Annotated in this window: 16 protein-coding genes and 1 pseudogene; 7 read left to right on the top strand and 10 right to left on the bottom strand. The window is 61.1% G+C overall.

Annotation, left to right across the window (positions count from 1 at the left end; genetic code table 11):
• Positions 1 to 30: 30 nt before the first annotated feature.
• Positions 31 to 597 (bottom strand): sugar O-acetyltransferase, encoded by a 567-nt coding sequence (locus tag HALTADL_RS10570; RefSeq protein ID WP_089672033.1) that lies wholly within the window; start codon positions 595 to 597, stop codon positions 31 to 33.
• 126 nt (positions 598 to 723) lie between these two features.
• Here HALTADL_RS10570 and HALTADL_RS10565 point away from each other — a divergent pair, with 126 nt between their 5' ends.
• Entirely contained in the window at positions 724 to 939 is a 216-nt protein-coding gene (locus HALTADL_RS10565) for a winged-helix domain-containing protein (protein ID WP_089671992.1), read from the top strand.
• Positions 940 to 951: 12 nt separating this feature from the next.
• On the opposite strand, the gene HALTADL_RS10560 is transcribed toward HALTADL_RS10565, so the two are convergent.
• From HALTADL_RS10560 to HALTADL_RS10545, 4 genes are all read right to left on the bottom strand, one after another.
• Complete coding sequence (locus HALTADL_RS10560; protein WP_089671990.1) at positions 952 to 1,278, bottom strand: hypothetical protein; 327 nt, start codon at positions 1,276 to 1,278, stop codon at positions 952 to 954.
• A gap of 116 nt (positions 1,279 to 1,394) precedes the next feature.
• Positions 1,395 to 3,002, bottom strand: coding sequence for a tryptophan--tRNA ligase (locus HALTADL_RS10555; protein WP_089671988.1), 1,608 nt, complete (start codon positions 3,000 to 3,002; stop codon positions 1,395 to 1,397).
• Positions 2,999 to 4,084, bottom strand: a complete 1,086-nt coding sequence (endA, locus tag HALTADL_RS10550; protein ID WP_089671986.1) for a tRNA-intron lyase — start codon at positions 4,082 to 4,084, stop codon at positions 2,999 to 3,001. Before endA ends, HALTADL_RS10555 begins: the two co-directional genes overlap by 4 nt.
• Positions 4,085 to 4,141: 57 nt before the next feature.
• A complete protein-coding gene (locus tag HALTADL_RS10545) occupies positions 4,142 to 5,506 on the bottom strand; it encodes an MFS transporter (RefSeq protein ID WP_089671983.1) in 1,365 nt (454 codons plus the stop codon).
• A gap of 259 nt (positions 5,507 to 5,765) precedes the next feature.
• Here HALTADL_RS10545 and HALTADL_RS10540 point away from each other — a divergent pair, with 259 nt between their 5' ends.
• A complete protein-coding gene (locus HALTADL_RS10540; protein WP_089672031.1) occupies positions 5,766 to 6,083 on the top strand; it encodes a winged helix-turn-helix transcriptional regulator in 318 nt (105 codons plus the stop codon).
• Positions 6,084 to 6,268: 185 nt separating this feature from the next.
• Here HALTADL_RS10540 and HALTADL_RS10535 read toward each other — a convergent pair whose 3' ends face one another.
• Positions 6,269 to 6,820, bottom strand: coding sequence for a DoxX family protein (locus HALTADL_RS10535; RefSeq protein ID WP_089671981.1), 552 nt, complete (start codon positions 6,818 to 6,820; stop codon positions 6,269 to 6,271).
• A 142-nt stretch (positions 6,821 to 6,962) separates the two neighbouring features.
• On the opposite strand from HALTADL_RS10535, the gene HALTADL_RS10530 reads away from it, so the two are divergent.
• Both HALTADL_RS10530 and HALTADL_RS10525 read left to right on the top strand, forming a co-directional pair.
• Complete coding sequence (locus tag HALTADL_RS10530; RefSeq protein WP_089671980.1) at positions 6,963 to 8,000, top strand: zinc-dependent alcohol dehydrogenase family protein; 1,038 nt, start codon at positions 6,963 to 6,965, stop codon at positions 7,998 to 8,000.
• 132 nt (positions 8,001 to 8,132) lie between these two features.
• Positions 8,133 to 8,729, top strand: coding sequence for a beta-class carbonic anhydrase (locus tag HALTADL_RS10525; protein WP_089671978.1), 597 nt, complete (start codon positions 8,133 to 8,135; stop codon positions 8,727 to 8,729).
• 69 nt (positions 8,730 to 8,798) lie between these two features.
• On the opposite strand, the gene HALTADL_RS10520 is transcribed toward HALTADL_RS10525, so the two are convergent.
• Positions 8,799 to 9,557 (bottom strand): topoisomerase DNA-binding C4 zinc finger domain-containing protein, encoded by a 759-nt coding sequence (locus tag HALTADL_RS10520; protein WP_089671976.1) that lies wholly within the window; start codon positions 9,555 to 9,557, stop codon positions 8,799 to 8,801.
• 291 nt (positions 9,558 to 9,848) lie between these two features.
• Here HALTADL_RS10520 and HALTADL_RS10515 point away from each other — a divergent pair, with 291 nt between their 5' ends.
• Positions 9,849 to 10,517, top strand: a complete 669-nt coding sequence (locus HALTADL_RS10515; RefSeq protein ID WP_089671974.1) for an HAD family hydrolase — start codon at positions 9,849 to 9,851, stop codon at positions 10,515 to 10,517.
• A gap of 63 nt (positions 10,518 to 10,580) precedes the next feature.
• On the opposite strand, the gene HALTADL_RS10510 is transcribed toward HALTADL_RS10515, so the two are convergent.
• A complete protein-coding gene (locus HALTADL_RS10510) occupies positions 10,581 to 12,917 on the bottom strand; it encodes a DEAD/DEAH box helicase (protein WP_089671972.1) in 2,337 nt (778 codons plus the stop codon).
• A 115-nt stretch (positions 12,918 to 13,032) separates the two neighbouring features.
• Between HALTADL_RS10510 and lipA the strand changes: the two are divergent.
• Positions 13,033 to 13,971: pseudogene (gene lipA, locus HALTADL_RS10505) on the top strand (lipoyl synthase); the annotation flags it as partial.
• Positions 13,972 to 14,111: 140 nt separating this feature from the next.
• Here the strand turns inward: lipA and HALTADL_RS10500 are convergent.
• Both HALTADL_RS10500 and HALTADL_RS10495 read right to left on the bottom strand, forming a co-directional pair.
• On the bottom strand, positions 14,112 to 14,564 hold the full coding sequence (locus HALTADL_RS10500) for a DUF5518 domain-containing protein (RefSeq protein ID WP_245708399.1): 453 nt from the start codon (positions 14,562 to 14,564) through the stop codon (positions 14,112 to 14,114).
• Between the two features lie 189 nt (positions 14,565 to 14,753).
• A complete protein-coding gene (locus HALTADL_RS10495) occupies positions 14,754 to 15,965 on the bottom strand; it encodes an MFS transporter (RefSeq protein WP_218143659.1) in 1,212 nt (403 codons plus the stop codon).
• Between the two features lie 331 nt (positions 15,966 to 16,296).
• Here HALTADL_RS10495 and HALTADL_RS10490 point away from each other — a divergent pair, with 331 nt between their 5' ends.
• Positions 16,297 to 17,379, top strand: a complete 1,083-nt coding sequence (locus tag HALTADL_RS10490) for a PstS family phosphate ABC transporter substrate-binding protein (protein WP_089671965.1) — start codon at positions 16,297 to 16,299, stop codon at positions 17,377 to 17,379.
• Positions 17,380 to 17,392 lie beyond the last annotated feature (13 nt).

The raw sequence follows: 17,392 nt of genomic DNA, 5'->3' as shown, positions 1-17,392 counted from the left end.
ACGGGAGCAACTGACGAGACTCGAGATGCGTCAGTCGTTCGCGTCGACGTCTTTTATAATAGTCGCCGGATTGCCGCCAACGACAACGCCCTTAGGAACGTCTTCAGTGACGACCGTACCGGAGGCGATCACGGAGCCATCACCGACGGTCACGCCGGGATTGATCGTGGCGTTGCCACCGATCCAGACGTCATCACCGATGGAGACTGGCTTGCCGTACTCTAAGCCCCCGGCCCGCTCGTCGGGATCGAGTGGATGGGTCGCAGTGTAGATGTGGACGCTCGGCCCGAGTTTGCAGTTTCGGCCGATCTCGACGGGACAGACATCCAAGATGACACAGTCGAAATTGGCGTAGAACCCTTCGTCGACGTGGATATTGTCGCCGTAATCACAGCGAAACGGTGGCTCGACGGTACAACTCTCGCCGAGCGAGCCGAACAATGATTCGAGCAGGTCCTGTCGGCGTGACGCCTCATCAGTCGACGTTTGATTGTAGCGCCTCGTCAGGTCCCGAGCCGCCGTGCGGTCGGCCACGAGTTCGGGAGCAGTGGGATCGTACAGCGCCCCGCTGCGCATCGCTTGTTTTTCACTGGTCACAGCAGACACCATTCGCGATCCGTATTTATATATAGTCGACAGAGAGCGGACGCGAATACGGGAGCAGGTGGCCACCACTGAAAGTTGACCGATAGAGTTAATCAACTTGATTGATGCAGTACACATGTGGACTGTGATAACGAGACACATCCTACTGACAGTCCCCCGGATGAGACGATTCTCCACCTTCTCGAAGAGCACAAAGCCTTGCCAACCGACCGTATTGCCGCCGAGATCGAAGAAAGCATTGCGACCATTCGAGACCGCCTCAAGATGATGGCGGAAGTCGGCTTGATCGAGCGCCGCGAGACGGCCAACGGTGACGTGTGGCTGATCTGGTAGTCGACGCGAGCCTCAGGAACTCGGTGTGTCGAACACGCGATAGATCCATGGTGTGTACGCCATCCGCTTGTGCATGGGCCACTGGATGAGTGATCGAGGCATCACACTGAGTGGAAGCAGTATAAAAAGCCAGATCGATGGCAGTCCTCGTGTCAGCACCCACGTGAAAACAAAAAGGCCGGTTGCACACTCTGCGGCCGATAACACACAGTAGAGCGTCCACAGTCGACCGGCTTCGGACCGTTGTTCTGCAACGTAGATTCGGTAGCCAACCGGGATACTCAGTAACCCAGTCACTGAGAGCAGTGCCGAAAGCACGAGCGTGGCTGGTTCGTACATACCAATGGGTTAAATTACGCCAGTAAAAGTAAGTTCACTGTATTGAAATGAGGCAGTCTGTGAACTGCCAGCCAGAGACGCCGCAGTGGCGGTCGACGAGGATGGAGAACTGACCCTCAGTGCGAGCCGCCGGGACCCTTGCGGTCCGATTCGAGTTCGATATCGCACTCCGCGAGCAGTTCTTTGGCCTCCTCGCGTTTCTCCTGATGATCTGCGAGGAACTCCTTCATTAGCTCCGCAGCCTGTTCTTTGCAGTCACCGCAAAGTCGCTCGCCGCCGACACACTCGTCGTAGACCGTCTTCGCAAACTCGTCGTCGTCCTGGGCCAGCAGGTAGGCATACAGTTCGTACACCGGACAGTCGTCAGCCTCGCCGCCGAGTTCGCGCTGTTTTTCGGCAGTATCTCGACCACCCGTGGTCGCGGATTTGACCTTGTCGTAGCCGTCTTCAGGGTCATCAAGCAGGCTGATGTGGCTGGCCGGAATCGACGACGACATTTTGCCACCGGTGAGGCCGGTCATAAACCGATGGTATATCGAGGACGGCTGGATGAAGCCGTAGCCGCCTGCGTCGACTTCCACGTCCCGAGCCAGTGTTTCGGCCTCCTCGATGTCGAGATCAAAGCTGTCGATATGGCCCTCGTACACCCGTTTTTCGCCCTCGATGGCCTCGATCATCGCCTCGAAGGCCTCGTCGGGACCGTGGCGGTGGAAGAACCGAACCCGTGGCCGAACCGGCTCCATGCCTGCCTCGGAGAGTTTGTCAACGGCCGAGGTGCGGGCCGCGGTGAGTTCGGCGTCGACCTCGTGATTGTCGAGCCAGTCGGCGGCGTCCTCGCAGCGAACCATCTCGTCGTTGGCCAGCTTCTCGCTCAGCACATCGTAGGCTCGGCCAACCAACTCCCGTTCGGTAGCGTCGACCTCGAAACTGGCGTAGGCCTCGGTGACCTTGAAAAATCGCATCCGAACGGCCAGATCGCGGGCAAGCCGGACGTGGGGGTCTTGGTCAGGACCAACCGGAATAACGGTTGGTTTCGGACCGTCGACCAACTGCGGGTAGAGCATGTCGGCCATCTGGGTGACGACGCTCTGCATGTGTGAGATACTGGTTTCGCCGTCGAAACCGTAAATCGAACCGAATTCGGCGAACCGGGCATTCGAGCCGAGTTCGAACGCGAGGTCCTGAAGCTCGCGGTTCTGGGACTGTCGGTAGAGCGTTCCGTCCTCGGCGTCGAAGCCGAGGGCGATCAGGCTCAACAGATAGCTCTCGGCATGCTCATCTATTTCGTCCCAACTCATTCCACGGGCCGAGTGGGCTTCGAGATCAGCGATCAGGCCATAGGCGTCGGCTCCCTGCTGTTGATGCCAAATAATCTCGTCGAAGACGAGTTTGTGGCCGATGTGGGGGTCGCCGGTTGGCATGAACCCCGAGAGGACGGCGGCATCATCGCCGTTTTCGAGGGCCTCGGCAACCGGGCTGTAGTCACGGTGGCCGAAGATGACTCCCCGACGCATCAGATAGTGGGGGTTGGGGACGTCGCCGAGCAAAGAGTCAAACTCCTCGATACCGAATTCCTCGAACAGTTTGCGGTAGTCGGCAATTGTCGACGATCCCCACGGGTCGATGGTGGTTTCGTCGACGCCGCCGTCGGTCAGCGGCGCGGCTCGGCGCTCTGTGCCACCATCGTGGTCTGTCCCTCTGGGGGGTGTATCCTCGTCTGTCATGGCGTAAGTCGGCTCACGGTGAGCCAGTCTATCTCTCCTTTCGCTCCGGTCAGCGCAAAAACCATTCGTTTCCTGACCCCACCGGCGAGTCGTACATCCAGCGATAGCTCGCGGGGATCGAACGCGTGGTCTGGCTCAACGACCCGAACGAGATGTTCGGAGTGGGGCAACTCGTCGACCGACTCGACGGTGTTGTAGGTCCGGAAATCCGCACCGAACTTGTACCCTGTTTTGGGGACGACCTGCTGGCTACGGAGGGCGCGATAAACCGCCAGCCGGCGGTCGAATCGCTCGCCCTCGACAGCCCGGCCACGCTCGCGGATCGCCTCGGTTGCGGAGTCGTCGACGCTGTCGACGTCGGTGAGTTCGAGGTGGCCCTCAGCCGCAAGACCAGCAGCCTCGACCAGCGAGAGTTGGACTGCGGAGTCGACGATTGCCTCCCGTGCGGTCAACGGCTGGCCGTAGAACCCGTGGTCGTAGAACCCATCCGGAGCATCCCAGACGACGACTCGGTCGTCGATGAGCGAGCCAGTGAGTGAGTCGGGCAGCTGGTAGGTGGTTCCGCCGTCAAAGTCGGGGCTTTCAGTTTCGAGATAGGAGATTTCGCTTTCCTCGTCGACAATAGCGAATGTCACCCCACCCATATCGCTGGCGGGAATTGAAGCGCGCTCGCCGACGACCACGATTCGGTGGGCCGGTTCGCCGTCACCGGGTTTAGTACCACGAGGGTAGACCGTGAGATCGGTCCACTCGTTGCCGTCCTCGCCGGGCCACCCATCGCGGGCGGGCGAGAGATAGAAGCCTCGGTCACGGAGTTCGGCGTACACCAGAAATCGGAGCGCAAAGCGGTCGGCAGTCGACGCAGAGGCAACAAAGAACGCCTGAAAGTCGAGATGGTCGCCGCTGCCGTCGTGGTCGACAATACGGTCGAGGTCGCCGCGAAACAGCAGATGGGCGGCCTCAACACGGGAGACACGGATTTCATTGCCGCCGTTGGGAGTGCCGTAGCCGCGGGCGTCGTAGAACTGCTGGCGGGCGTTGCCGCCGATCTCGACGACGCCGTCGCGGAGCTGTCCGTTCATACTGCTATCGGCGGCTGGCTGGGCAAAAGGAACTGCGATTCGACTGTCGAGGCGACCTCACTCCGATTGAGCGAGATCCACCGTCTCAGTCCGCTCGGAGGGTGACAACGAACCCACAGTCTGGGTCGGTCGACGGTTGCTGGTAGTCCGTCGACGAACGAAGCCGACGATCAGGGCCCCCGAGAGGACGAGGCCACCCGCGGTTCCGAAGGCGACGAGGTAGCTCTCGGCGGCGAGCCAGCCGCCGAGGATGCTGCCGACACCGCCGGCCAGCGCACCGAGAGCGGCGTACATGCCGTGTGCCTCACCACGAATTGCGGTGGGCGAGAGTTGGGTAACGAGCGTCCCGGCAGTCACGGCAATGACGGCCCATGTCACCCCGATCAGCGCGAAGACGACCGCGGCGAGACCGGATCCGACCGCGGTGATGCCAAGTGCGAGACAGACAACTGCGACCAGCGGAAACGCAAGGCTACGAGCCGATAAGCCGACGATCTGGAGCAGTTCGGCATCCCATTTTCTCGCTAAGCTGCCGGTGACACCGAAACAAACGGCCGCAGCGATGCTACTGACCAGATAGAGGACGAAGATCCCGTCCGAGCCGAATCCGGTCTCAGTTAAAAAGGCAGGTAGCGGCGCGAAGAAGGCCGAAAACCCCGCAAAACAGAGGAAGATAGCGAGGAAGTAGAGTGCGAGCGTGGGCGTAAATCGGTCGACGAACTGACGGGGGTGGAGCCCACGGAAGTCGGCCCGCCCGACCGTAACCGGAAACGTGACCGTGCGAACGCTGAACCGGTCTGATCGCCGGAGCGCCCGCCGGAGTCGGTCCCCGGAGACCGTCGACCCAAGCCGCGTCGTCGGATCCGGAGGCAGGGTCCGACTCCCGAACAGCAACCCAACTGCGGCACAGGCCGCCAACGGAACGAATAGTGTCCGGATCACCAGATCTGCAGGGAGCAATCGCGCGCCGAGGGCGGTCCACAGCGCCCCAACCAGCAGGCCGATGGCCCAGCCGACGCCCTGATACTTGTTGAGGAGCGCAATCTGGTCGCTCCAGTCGGATTCAGGAACGTCAGCGACTGCCAGCAGGGTCACGACTGGCGTGGCCGCGGCGAACGCAAACCAGATCACGCCGTTTGCGATGATCACTGGTATGAGGCTCCCAAGGAATGGAATCACGGCGATGGCGGCGGTAATAAGGGCGAGCGCGGCGAGAACGAGCGTTCGGCGTTTGCCGGTTTTGTCGGCAATTCGGCCGAATACGAGCGCACCGGGGACGCCGACGAAGGCGGCGACTGCTGCAAGCAGGCCGAGCACAACAGGTCCGCCACCGAGGTCGACGAGATACAATGGAACGACAAGCGACGCGCCGCCGAGCGCAATCGAGCCGAGCCCCCAGCCATACAGCCAGCGTTCGGACATGATTCCCTTTGTAGACGGTTCGCTGATAGTATCTCCGATCAGTGACGCTTGGCGTTACGCGAAGTAGTCCCGAAGCACACAGCCAAGCCAACCGAGACCAAAATCAGCGCCAACAGCGCACCGAAGCCAGAGAAGAACGCCGACAGCGGTTCCTCGAAGACCTCGCCCATCGGGCAGATCCAGTAGCACTTTGCAACCAGGTAACGATACGAACCTATATACGAGTCGCGTCGTGTGAGTACGTATGGCTGAGCAGAACATGTCGACGAGAAATGAGGCCGACGACACACCGTGTTCGGTGATCGAATCACTCGAACAGATCGGCTCCCAGTGGCGGCTGGCGGTCCTCTACGACCTCCAAGACGGCGAAAAGCGATTTAACGAACTCAAACGGTCGACCGACGCCAACTCCCGAACGCTCTCGCGCGTGCTAGATGATCTCCAAGAGACGGGCTACGTCGCCCGCCGCTTCGAGGAGGACAAACCGATTGCAACCTACTACTCGCTGACCCAGAAAGGTGAATCGCTGTGTCCGGTGTTCGACGAAATCAAACAGTGGTCCGAAGAGTGGCTGTAACGCGAGACTAACTGCTCGGAAACACTATTCGTGTCTCGTACAGTTCAGAGAAAGTAGTATCACTTCCACGGGATCTCGACTGCAAAAAGGTGTTGTTCCGCTTATAAATAGCCGTACGTATGCGGTATTCTATATTATCGACACAGTTCGGTTAGAACCCCTGAAAACGGCGCACGGGAGGTGTTTCAGCCGAGCAGGAAGCGGAGTGTCGGGACCCGCTCGATTAGGGGTTGGCCGTCGACCTCGATCTGTTCGATGTAGGCGTCAGCCCCGAGGATTCGACCCGCGCCCAGCGCGGCGACCGTCAGGAAGACCGCGGCGTAGATGAGCGTCGAGTCGAACAGTGCCAGCAGGTCGCCGCTCCAGCCGCCGAGGTAGAACGCGATCATCTGCAGCGTGCCACCGAATGCGGCGAGGCGAACGAAGCCGCCGGCGATCAGCGCGACGCCGATGAGTACCTGCGTCGTCGGGACGACGACGTTGACGACCTCCATCAGCGCCGGGATCTCGGCCATCGCGGCGTAGATCCCGCTAACCGGGCTGGCGGCGTCGACGTTGGCGAGGTAGCCCGCCGCGTCGAACGGCCACTCGCTGAGCTTGCCGAGCCCCGCAAACAGGATCATTCCGCCGATCAGCACCCGCAGACCGACGACGAACAGCCCCGAGCGGTCGTGGGCCGCGTCGACCGTGAGTTCGCCGACGTTACCGTCAAATCGGGTGGTGGTTTCAGTTGTCATAGTGTGCTGCCTCCACCTGAATAGATGCGTGATACCCACATATACTCACAGCCGGATTCCCAGTTCATGGGAAACGTAGCCTCGCAGCGTCGGTGAGACAGCCGAGGGATGGGTTTTTGCACCGCGGGGTCGGCCATCCGGTATGCAAGCAGCGAGATTCCACGGTCCAGGAGATATTCGTGTCGAGTCGACGCCGAAACCCGAACTCGACTCCTCAAAGGGGGCGATCATCCGGGTCACACACACCGCCATCTGCGGCTCGGACCTCTGGTTTTATCGCGGCGAGAGCGACCGCGACGTGCCCTCTAATGTCGGCCACGAGCCGATGGGTATCGTCGAGGAAGTCGGCGAGGACGTCGTCTCGGTCGACCGCGGTGATCGTGTCTTTGCGCCCTTCTTCATCAGCTGTGGCCGGTGTGAGTACTGCCGAAAGGGACTCCACACCTCTTGTGTTAATAACGATAGCTGGAGCGGCCCAAACGGCGGCGCTCAGGGCGAGTACGTCCGGTGTCCGGAAGCCGACGGCACCCTCCTTCGCGTGCCCGACCGCCACGCCGACGACGAGGACACCCTGCGGTCGCTGCTGCCGCTAACTGACGTGATGGCAACCGGCCACCACGCCGCAGTCTCTGCTGGCGTCGACACAGGGTCAACCTGCGCGGTCGTCGGCGACGGTGCAGTTGGGCTCTGTGGCGTCCTTGCAGCCCAGCGACTCGGAGCCGAACGAATCATCGCTATCGGTCACCACGAGGACCGACTCGAAATCGCCGACGAGTTCGGCGCGACTGATCTCGTCAGCGAGCGCGGCGAGGCCGCAGTCCAGAGAGTCAACGAACTCACCAATGGCGGCGTCAACCACGTCTTGGAGTGTGTCGGCGCAACCTCCTCGATGGAAACCGCCCATCAGGTCTGTCGACCCGGCGGTACCGTGGGCTACGTCGGTGTGCCACATGGGATGGGCGACGGACTCGATCTATCGCCCTTCTTCCGCGGCAATATCACCCTCAACGGCGGCGTCGCACCGGTTCGAGCCTACGCCGAGGAGTTGATGGCCGACGTGCTGCAGGGAACGCTCGACCCCTCGCCAATCTTTACGAAAACCGTCGACCTCGACGGTGTGCCCGAGGGGTACGAAGCGATGGACTCTCGTGAGGCGGTCAAAGTGCTCGTCACACTCTGAGGCAAGCGGGAGACACCTGACAGCCCAACACCGTTTTCGATGCTGCCGGTTTAGCGTGTGTGGTAGTCACAGACAGCGGCAAGGGTGTATTCTTGCGGAATCGGTTAGCCGGTTGGGGCCCTATCCGAGACGATGACTGATTCAACTGACCACCACCACGAACAGGTCGACACGACAGTCGCCGAGCGGGACGACTGGGCGCGTCGACGGCGAAAGGGAATCCCAACCGGCGAAAACCTGCTTGTCATCGCCTGCATGGACGAACGGATTCCGGTCGAAGAGGTCCTCGGACTCGAACTCGGCGACGCCCAGATATTCCGGAACGCCGGTGGGAAAGTCACCGACGACGTGATCCGCTCGGCGGCGCTCACGACGAACTTCTTCGATACCGACGAGATCATCGTCATCAACCATACCGACTGTGGGATGATGAGCGCAGCCGACGAGGACATCCACGACGGGTTGGAAGCCCAAGTAGGCGATCTCGATTCGGTCGACCTCGATCCGTCGCTCCCGGAGTTGTCCATCGGCGATGCCGATCTCATGGACTGGGTGAAGATGACCGACGACATCGACGAGGCTTGTGCCGCTCAGATCGAGTACCTTCGTCAGTCGGAATTTATCCCGGACGACACAACGATCTCCGGCTACGTGTACGAGGTCGAGTCGGGGACCCTCCGACAGCCACACGGTCGAATCGCCGAGGAGATCAGCGAACGCCAAGCCTGAGGCTCAAGTAGCCCCTAGATCGGCTTCAGTATCCTCTCGTTTTTCAACCGATTTCGGACTGCTCGATAGTTACGGCGACGGTGATTCGGACTCCGGCATGGCCTCGCAGCCGCCATCTAGACATCGCTCGCCGGAGGCCGTGCGGAACCGTGGCAACCCGCACTCACAGTCGTCGACCACGAGCCCTGACGGGAACGAAAATGAGGTCTCACAGTTCGGATAGCCGTCACAACCGAGGAAGATCCGCCCATCCGGGCTGCGAACTTTGAGCGACGAGCCACAGTCGGGACAGTCCCACTCCTCGTCGAACCGCTCGTGGACCGCGGTCGACAGCGACTCGCAGCCGTAGTCGACACACAGCTCAAACGAGTCGCCGCGGTCGACGCGCATCTGCGGGAGGCCACAGTCAGCACACGATGAGTCCAGAACTGTCGCGCCGGTGGGAATCCCATAGCGGTCCTCGCAGTCGAGACACCGGATCTCTCCACGAGTTCGAACCAGCGGCCCCTCACAGTCCGGACAGGTGCCGACCGGAACGCCGGCCTCCGAAACCGCAACCGACTGGAGACCAGTCGCCGAGTTGGAGGTGACCAACAGCTCTTGACTATCGGCGTGAGCACGCAAACTGAATCCTTCACCGTCGTGTTCGATTGTGACATCATCCGGGCGAGTGAGCCACGCGACCGGTTGGTAGCCATCGGCGTCGTGAACGAGCACAGTTCGGTCGGGCTTGACCAGAATGACGACGTGGCCGCGCTGGATGCGGTCTCGGGTTCCTTCGAAGCGAACGGTACAGTCTCCGGCGAGTATCCGTGTCTTCTCGGACATACGCCGCGTAGCTGCCTTTTCAGTTCTAAATGTACGTGCGAGATTCTTTAGGCGAAGACACCGACCAAGGCGTATGGTCGACACCGAAGCCGATAGTGTGGTTACTGGCCCCGAGGAGCTACGCGAGGCGACCCTCTCGCGGGCCGGATAGCGGCTCAATCGAGCCGACCAGACGAACTCGCGACTCGGCTCGGCGTAGAATACGACGCCATATTCGTTGCAAACAGAAATTACTGATTCTCGAAGTAGTTGACCCCAAGCTAGTTTACTCACGGCGGTCGACGGGATGATATGGCAGACAGTACCGACAGCAGCCGGGCAGTCTTCTTCGACATGGACGGCGTCATCGTCGACTCCGAGCGTTACTGGCGGACCGAGCAGCCAGACCACATTTTTCCGGCGACACTCGACGGCGAGCATCCGGATCTCGACGAGACGACCGGGATGAACTACCGGGAGATCTACGACTATCTCGACGAACACTACGAGACGAAAATCAGCAAGGACGAATACATCGACATCTTCGATGCGACCGCTCGCGAGATCTACAGCGAGCGGGTCAGTCTCCTCGATGGCTTCCACGACCTCGTTTCGGACCTCCAAGAAGCGGGCGTCCCGGTCGCTATCGTTACCTCCGCGCCGCCGGCATGGCACGGGATCGTCACCGAGCAGTTCGATATCACGGTCGACGAAACACTCAGCGCCGAGGATATCGACGGCGATGGCAAGCCTGCGCCGGACATCTACGAGTACGCCGCCAGAATGGTCGACCGCGATCCGGGAGAGTGTCTCGTGATCGAGGACTCGAAAAACGGCGTCGAGGCCGGAAAGAACGCGGGCATGACGGTGATCGCCTACCGGAGCGGGCCGAACGACGACACCGACCTCTCGGCGGCCGATGTCATCGTCGAGAGCGCCGACGAACTGCGGGCGGAGATTCGCTCGTGGGTCGACGGCTGACCGAACGGACACTGAACACGAACGGACACATGACATCACGTCAGTAGTCGACGGATACGCCTGTTAGTCGACCACTACTGACCGACTTGCCCGGACTGGTGGCAGTGGGAGATCGGGGAACGTCACCTCAACAATGAATTCGAGATCCTCGGCGGCTCCGAAGACACCAACCGGGACCGCTGTCGAATCCGCTAGATAACACCGTTTTTGGTTCATTTCGACACCGTTGACCGTGACCCTGATTCCGGCAGTCGCACTTCCAGCAGTCGTGCGAATCGTCACCTCACACATCTCGTTTTCGCCGCGGGCGATTGAGTCGGGGAACTCGCCCCAGTCGACGGTGATCTGTGGAAGATTGCCAGCAGCCTCAACGATGCGCTCGGCGACCCCGGCGGTGATTCCCGCGCGAGTGAGTTCGTCGACACCGGCCTCGATGATCTTGCCGGGAGTGGTCAATTCACCCTGCGCGAGCGTTTCGGCACGGGTCGCGCCGACGCCGTCGATAGCGGTGAGCGCGACCGCCTCCCGGGAGACGCCGTGTTCGACGCGGGCCTCAATCCGGCAGATCAGATTCGCAGCCCGCGGACCAGCGAAGCGGTCGGCGAACTCATGGAGTGCCGCCAACAGTCGAAGTGCGTTCTGCCGAATGACCCATGCATCGCTCCGCAGTTCCGAGGGTGTCTTGCCGTCCATCGCCGCAGTGAGGATGGCAAACACCTTCCGGTGACCGTCTTCGAGATTCGTGTCGGTCCCCCGAAGCACTTGGTCGATAGCGTCGGTTTCGGCCTGTCGGGCCGAGACGCTGTCGAACTCGTCGGCGCTGGCGACGGCTTCGAGCACGCTGTCGACGGTGAGTCGCTCCCGGTCGGCAAGCGCCGCAAACCGGGCAGCGGTTCCGAGTCGGAGATAGTATTTCGAGGTCAACGTGCCAAGGCCGGTCGCCTCGACACCCAGCTCGTCGTCGGTCTCAACGAAGCCGCGGTCGACGAGCGTCTGAAGCGTCGACCGAACGCGCTCACGGAGCCCATCCAGTCCGTACTCGGCTGGCTTCGACTGGGCCCGCTGATAATAAAAGGTGGTTTCGAGCCACCCCATCACGTCGTCGAGATCTTTGATCGTCCCCATCGCGATCTCGGCGTTGAGATGCGAATCGAGATCCTCGGCCAGTCGGGACTCGATATCCTTGCCCTCGCGGAGCAGTCGACGGTACTTGTCGGCGTCAGCGTGGTCACAGACGACCCAGCCGTAGCCCACGTCGTCATATCCCGGCCGCCCGGCCCGGCCGAGCATCTGGAGGATGTCCAGCGGGCTGATGTCGACCTCGCCCTCCAGTGGATCGTGGTATTTCGTGTCCCGAATAACGACACAGCGAGCGGGAAGGTTGACACCCCACGCGAGCGTGGAGGTCGAAAACAGCAGTTGGATCTTGCCCTCTTTGAACCACTGTTCGACCCGGTTGCGGTCATCTTTGGCGAGCCCAGCGTGGTGGAACGCAACCCCATCGGGGACACCCTTGCGGAGATTGTCGTTGCTTAGTTCTGTGGCATCATTGTGGAAATCGTAGTCGCCGCGGGCACCCATTGGGATGTCGCGTTCGGCGATTTCGTCGCGGGCTTTGGCCGCCGCGCGCATGGCATCCTGTCGGGAGGAGACGAAGACAAGCGCCTGACCGTCCTCGCGGATGTGTGGCTCGGCAATGTCGAGAGCAGCGTAGAGGCGACGGTATTTGTCGGCGAAGGCGTTGTCGCCGTGGCTGTAGGTCCGAACGTCGGAGTGGAGGTCGACCGGTCGGTAGTCGTCACCGAACTCGAAGGTAGAGTCCGGCGGCGCATCGAGCCAGCCAGCCACGTCGTCGATGTTCGGCATCGTCGCAGACAGCGCGACGATGCGGGGGTCACAGAGTCGACGGAGTCGTGAGACGGTGGCTTCGAGGACGCCGCCACGACCATCCGAATCCAGCAGGTGGACCTCGTCGACGATGACGCAGTCGACGCCCGTAATGAAGGAGTAGCGCGGCGAATCGTGTTTTCGGGTCGCCGAATCGGTTTTTTCGGGCGTCATCACCAGAATATCGGCGCGTTCGGCGCGGCGGGGGTTGAGATCCCGCTCGCCGGTGACGACGTACACCGAGTAACCCAACTCTTCGAACCGGTCCCACTCGTCTTCTTTTTCGTTCGTGAGCGCGCGCATGGGCGCGATGAACAGTGCGGTGCCGCCATCCCGCAAGGTGCGGCAGATAGCGAGTTCGGCGAGGGCGGTTTTGCCGGAGGCGGTCGGCGCGCTGGCGACGACGTTGTCGGAGCCATCGAGGATAGCCGGGAGGGCCTCCCGCTGCATGCGGTTGAACTCCTCGAAACCGAACGCCTTGGCGAAATCGGGGACTGCATCGGCGACCTTCACGTCGACTCACCGGCAGTGGGCCTCATTGGTCTGTGAGGGGGGACGCGGAATCAAAGGCGTTTCCTTCCAGAACTGAACGACTGATCCGCACGCTTTTGCTGACGGGGACAGAAACAGAACTATGGCACGCAGTCGACGAAAGCCCGACTGGCTCAAGATGCGACCGCCGTCGGGCCAGCGGTTCGCCGACATCAAGTCGACGCTGCGGGACCGAAACCTCCACACGGTCTGCGAAGAGGCCAACTGCCCGAATCTCGGTGACTGTTGGTCGGGACGGGATGGCCCCGGCACAGCGACGTTCATGTTGATGGGCGACCGCTGTTCGCGCGGCTGTAACTTTTGTGACGTCGAAACCGGCGGCATGGAACCGCTCGACCCCGACGAACCGACCAACGTCGCCGAGGCCGTCGCCGAAATCGGCCTTGATTATGTCGTTCTTACCTCCGTCGACCGCGACGACCTGCCGGATCAGGGGGCCGGTCACTTCGCCCAAACTATCCGCGAGATCAAAGATCGGGACCCCTCGATTCTGGTCGAAGTGCTGATTCCGGATTTTCAGGGCGAACCCGATTTGGTTCGCAAGATCATCCACGCTGAGCCGGATGTGATCGCTCACAACATCGAGACCGTCGACCGCCTCCAGTGGCCCGTGCGTGACCGCCGGGCGAACTACGACCAGAGTTTGGACGTGCTTCGGCAGGTCGACCGTGAGTCCGATATTTATACCAAAACGAGTCTCATGCTCGGCGTCGGCGAGTACGACCACGAGATCTATCAGACGCTGTCGGATCTCCGCAACGTGAACGTCGACATCGTCACTCTCGGCCAGTACCTCCAACCCTCGCGATCCCATCTCGACGTGTTTGAGTATGTGCACCCTGACGCATTTGATACGTGGCAGACAGTGGCTGAAGACGAGTTAGGATTTCTCTACTGTGCCTCGGGCCCGATGGTTCGGTCGTCGTACAAGGCGGGTGAGCTGTTTGTGGACGCACTGTTGCGTGACGGCCAGAGCGTCGACGAGGCCAGAGCGACCGCAGCGGCCGCGGAATAGATACTGCAACTCGGGTGGGTTCATCGGGAGCCTGCTCGCGCCAAGCATCTTTGTCCACCGAGCCGAGTTGGTCATTGAAACGGACGGTCCGAGCGGTGACACAGTAAAATCAAGAGCCGCATGGCGATTTGTCAGAGCCACTAACTTCTATTGTTCTGCCGGCGTTGGGGATGGGGATTTGACTCTGTGATTGCGTCCCCGATTCGGGCACCAGCCTCGCCAATGAGGGCGGAGAGTGCAAATCCGAAGACACCGATGCAGAAGGCAATGAATACGGTCATGATCGTGCCGGCAGCGGTAAACCACGCAGGGCCGGATAGTCCGGAAGTGGCAGTGAGCATCTGCCCGAGTATCCAAACGACTGGCACCGATCCAATAAGCCCTGTCAAGGCTCCCGTTCCCTTACCGGAGCCGTACTGCCGTTTCGAGAGGAATCCCACGACGATTCCGATGAAGAATACTGCTCCGAGAGACAGACTCGGTTTGGAGTCTCCGTAGCTCAGTGCAACAAAGATTGCTGCTAAGACACCGCCAGGGAGACTATATTTCCAGTTTTCTGTAACAGATAATATGTCTCTTTTTTGTCTTTCCACACCCATATGTATGTATTCCGTCAATAATAAATCTTTTCAGGATGGTTAGACTTCTTCTGTCTCCCCTTATCGCCTCAAAACGGGGCTGTTTGAACAATCAAATCATATTCGGCTGCACTACGTTTGTCTACAGTCGTTCATATCAAAATAGCCTGATGAGTTTAAAATCGACAAGTAATGAAACTTCAATTAGGAGCCCACAGCAGGAACGAACTGGCCCGTTTCTCGGTAGATACCACCGACCAGCACGACCGCCGCGACCAGCGGGAGTGCGGCACAGACGAGGTAGATCGGAACGAATCCGACCGTATCGACCAGCGGTAGCGTCACGACCGGTCCCAGTCCACCACCGACATCCCCGAAGACGTTGTTCGTCCCCACGGCCCGACCCATCTGATCGGTTGGCGTTAGATCCGCCAGCAGTGCCATCAGTGGCCCGCTCGTCCCGCCCTGTCCGGCCCCGATGGCGAGGCAGGCGACTGCCAAGGAGAGCGTCGACTCCGCGAGCGCCAACAGCAGGAAGCCGACAGCAGTCGTCACCAGAAAGCCAAGGAGAATCGGCACCCGTGACCCTCGACGATCACTGACGTAGCCGCCGGTAAACATGAACAGCCCCGCCGACAGCACGGTGATCGCCATGAAGATGCCCGACGAGCCCTGCGCGCCGAGGCCGAACACGAAGACGTCGATGGCTGGCAGGAAGAGCACGAGTGTGGCGAACAGCGCGCCGATGTAGACGAACAGCACGACGAAGTTCGTCACGCCCACCGTGAGCGTCGGGAGCGCGGTGTGGATATCCCACGGCGAAACAGACGACCCCTCGACCGAGTCGACGTGGGTCTCGGGGATAATGAAATACGACAGCAGGGTCGCGCCGAAGGCAAACGCGGTCGCCAGCCCGAAGGCGGCCATCGTCCCGGCGAGTTCGCTGACGACACCGCCGAGGACCACGCCGGTCGGAAAGCCAAAGAGGACCCCACCCCGAACGAGTCCCATGTTTGCCCCGCGGGAGCCGCTGTCGCTGAGGTCGGCAGCGATGGTGTAGGCAGTCGCAAAGACGAGCGCGCTGCCGATTCCCCAGCCGATTCGGGCGACGAGGAACCACGCCGCGGGCAGCGGCGCGACCAAAGCGACGAGGTAGCCAACGGTGCCGACGCTCTGGATACCCATTCCGACAACGAACGGCGTTCGCGTCCCGATCCGGTCGACCAGACTCCCAGCGGGGGCGTTGGCGACCAGTCGGGAAAACCGGTTGGCGCTCAGGATTACCCCGACCACGAACGGCGAGATGCCGAGGAGCGCACCGAGGTTCGGCAGGATCGGGAACACCACCCCACCGCCGAAACCGATAAAGAAGGTGCTGGCGATCACCGCGAGGATGACCGGCGACTGAGCGGCGATTAATCGGCGGCAGCGGTCGACCGCCCGGCGAACGGTCTCACCCACCGATGACCACCCGGCGGCAGCGCCCGAACCGGTGGGGTACTGGACGACCGTCCCGCAAACGGGATCGAACCCGCCGTGCTGGAAACATATCAGCACAATGCAGGTGACGGATTTAGGGCTGTATATCCGCGACACCGGCTGAAGCGAACCTCCCACTCCGGATTCTATTGAGTGGCATATAGTTCACAATAACCGTATAAAAGCGGTAATAGCGGAACGGAGTCTATGCACCGCACTATATTTCTATTATAAATCGATTTAATAAAGTCTGCAGCAGATACAGTCGATGACGAGTGACGGAGAGCGTCTGTCCGAGATCGTAACGCGCCGCAAATTCATGGTCGCCTCGGGTGCTGCAGGGATCGCCGGCCTCGCGGGCTGTGCGGGTGGGGAGGGCTCCAACACCGCAGACGGCAGCGAAGGCGGCGACAGCGAGCCGCTGACCGCCGACGGCTCCTCGACGGTCTACCCGATTACGAGTCGGGCCGGATCGCTCTGGAACGGCAACGCCCCAGCCTCCGACGAGGAGTACTGGGGTCCAAGCCAGTATGGGATCGACACCGACCAGAACATGGCCGACTACTGGGCGGGTCTCTACGGCTTCGAACCCAGCGGCGAGGAGGGCACCCCGCCGTTCTTTACCTCAATCGGCCTCAACCACACCGGTGTCGGCCTCGAAAAGCTCGAAAACGGGCAGGTCGACATCGGCGACGCCAGCGCCCCGGTCAGCGCGGAGTTCCCCGACCGCAGCGAGGAGGAACTCTCATCGTTTACCGACCACGTCGTTGCGATTGACGCCCAGCCTGTCATCGTCAGCCAAGAGATCTATGAAGCCGGTGTCACCGAACTGACGCTCATGGATATCCAGGATATCTACCAAGGCCGAGTCACCAACTGGTCGGAGCTCGGCGGTCCCGACCGGGAGATTCAGGCCATCGGCCGCGCCGAAGGCTCCGGAACTGATACCTCCTTCCGCGCCAACGTGCTGGGCGACCCTGATGCCTCGATGAGCGGCGTCGACAGCCGTCGTGGCCAGAACCAGCAGGTCAAAACCGATATCGACAACGCCGACAACGCGATTGCCTACATCGCCCTGGCGTTCGTCGACGACTCGACGCCCGCCCTCAACCTCGAAATTGACGGCACGCTCTTCGAGTACCCCGACGACTTCGGGACGCTCGACTATCCGCTGTCGCGTGCGCTTCACACCTACACGTGGGACGGCACTTCGGACAAGGAGGCGGCGTTCATCCGGATGCTGCTGAGCGACTACGGCCAGCAGATGTTCGTCGAAACCGCCAACTACCTGCCGCTGGTCGACGAGCGACGCCAAGAAGAGATCGACAAACTCCCAGAGCCGTCGAACTGAGCGTTGCTGCTGC

The organism is Halohasta litchfieldiae, from assembly GCF_002788215.1.
GTDB lineage: Archaea > Halobacteriota > Halobacteria > Halobacteriales > Haloferacaceae > Halohasta > Halohasta litchfieldiae.
This window is presented reverse-complemented; position numbering and strand designations above follow the sequence as displayed.

Excerpts from the sequence above, each read along its gene's own strand:
- HALTADL_RS10560 (WP_089671990.1), bottom strand. The coding sequence starts at position 1,278 with ATGTACGAACCAGCCACGCTCGTGCTTTCGGCACTGCTCTCAGTGACT.
- HALTADL_RS10555 (WP_089671988.1), bottom strand. The coding sequence starts at position 3,002 with ATGACAGACGAGGATACACCCCCCAGAGGGACAGACCACGATGGTGGC.
- endA (WP_089671986.1), bottom strand. The coding sequence starts at position 4,084 with ATGAACGGACAGCTCCGCGACGGCGTCGTCGAGATCGGCGGCAACGCC.
- HALTADL_RS10545 (WP_089671983.1), bottom strand. The coding sequence starts at position 5,506 with ATGTCCGAACGCTGGCTGTATGGCTGGGGGCTCGGCTCGATTGCGCTC.
- HALTADL_RS10540 (WP_089672031.1), top strand. The coding sequence starts at position 5,766 with ATGTCGACGAGAAATGAGGCCGACGACACACCGTGTTCGGTGATCGAA.
- HALTADL_RS10535 (WP_089671981.1), bottom strand. The coding sequence starts at position 6,820 with ATGACAACTGAAACCACCACCCGATTTGACGGTAACGTCGGCGAACTC.
- HALTADL_RS10530 (WP_089671980.1), top strand. The coding sequence starts at position 6,963 with ATGCAAGCAGCGAGATTCCACGGTCCAGGAGATATTCGTGTCGAGTCG.
- HALTADL_RS10525 (WP_089671978.1), top strand. The coding sequence starts at position 8,133 with ATGACTGATTCAACTGACCACCACCACGAACAGGTCGACACGACAGTC.
- HALTADL_RS10520 (WP_089671976.1), bottom strand. The coding sequence starts at position 9,557 with ATGTCCGAGAAGACACGGATACTCGCCGGAGACTGTACCGTTCGCTTC.
- HALTADL_RS10515 (WP_089671974.1), top strand. The coding sequence starts at position 9,849 with ATGGCAGACAGTACCGACAGCAGCCGGGCAGTCTTCTTCGACATGGAC.
- HALTADL_RS10490 (WP_089671965.1), top strand. The coding sequence starts at position 16,297 with ATGACGAGTGACGGAGAGCGTCTGTCCGAGATCGTAACGCGCCGCAAA.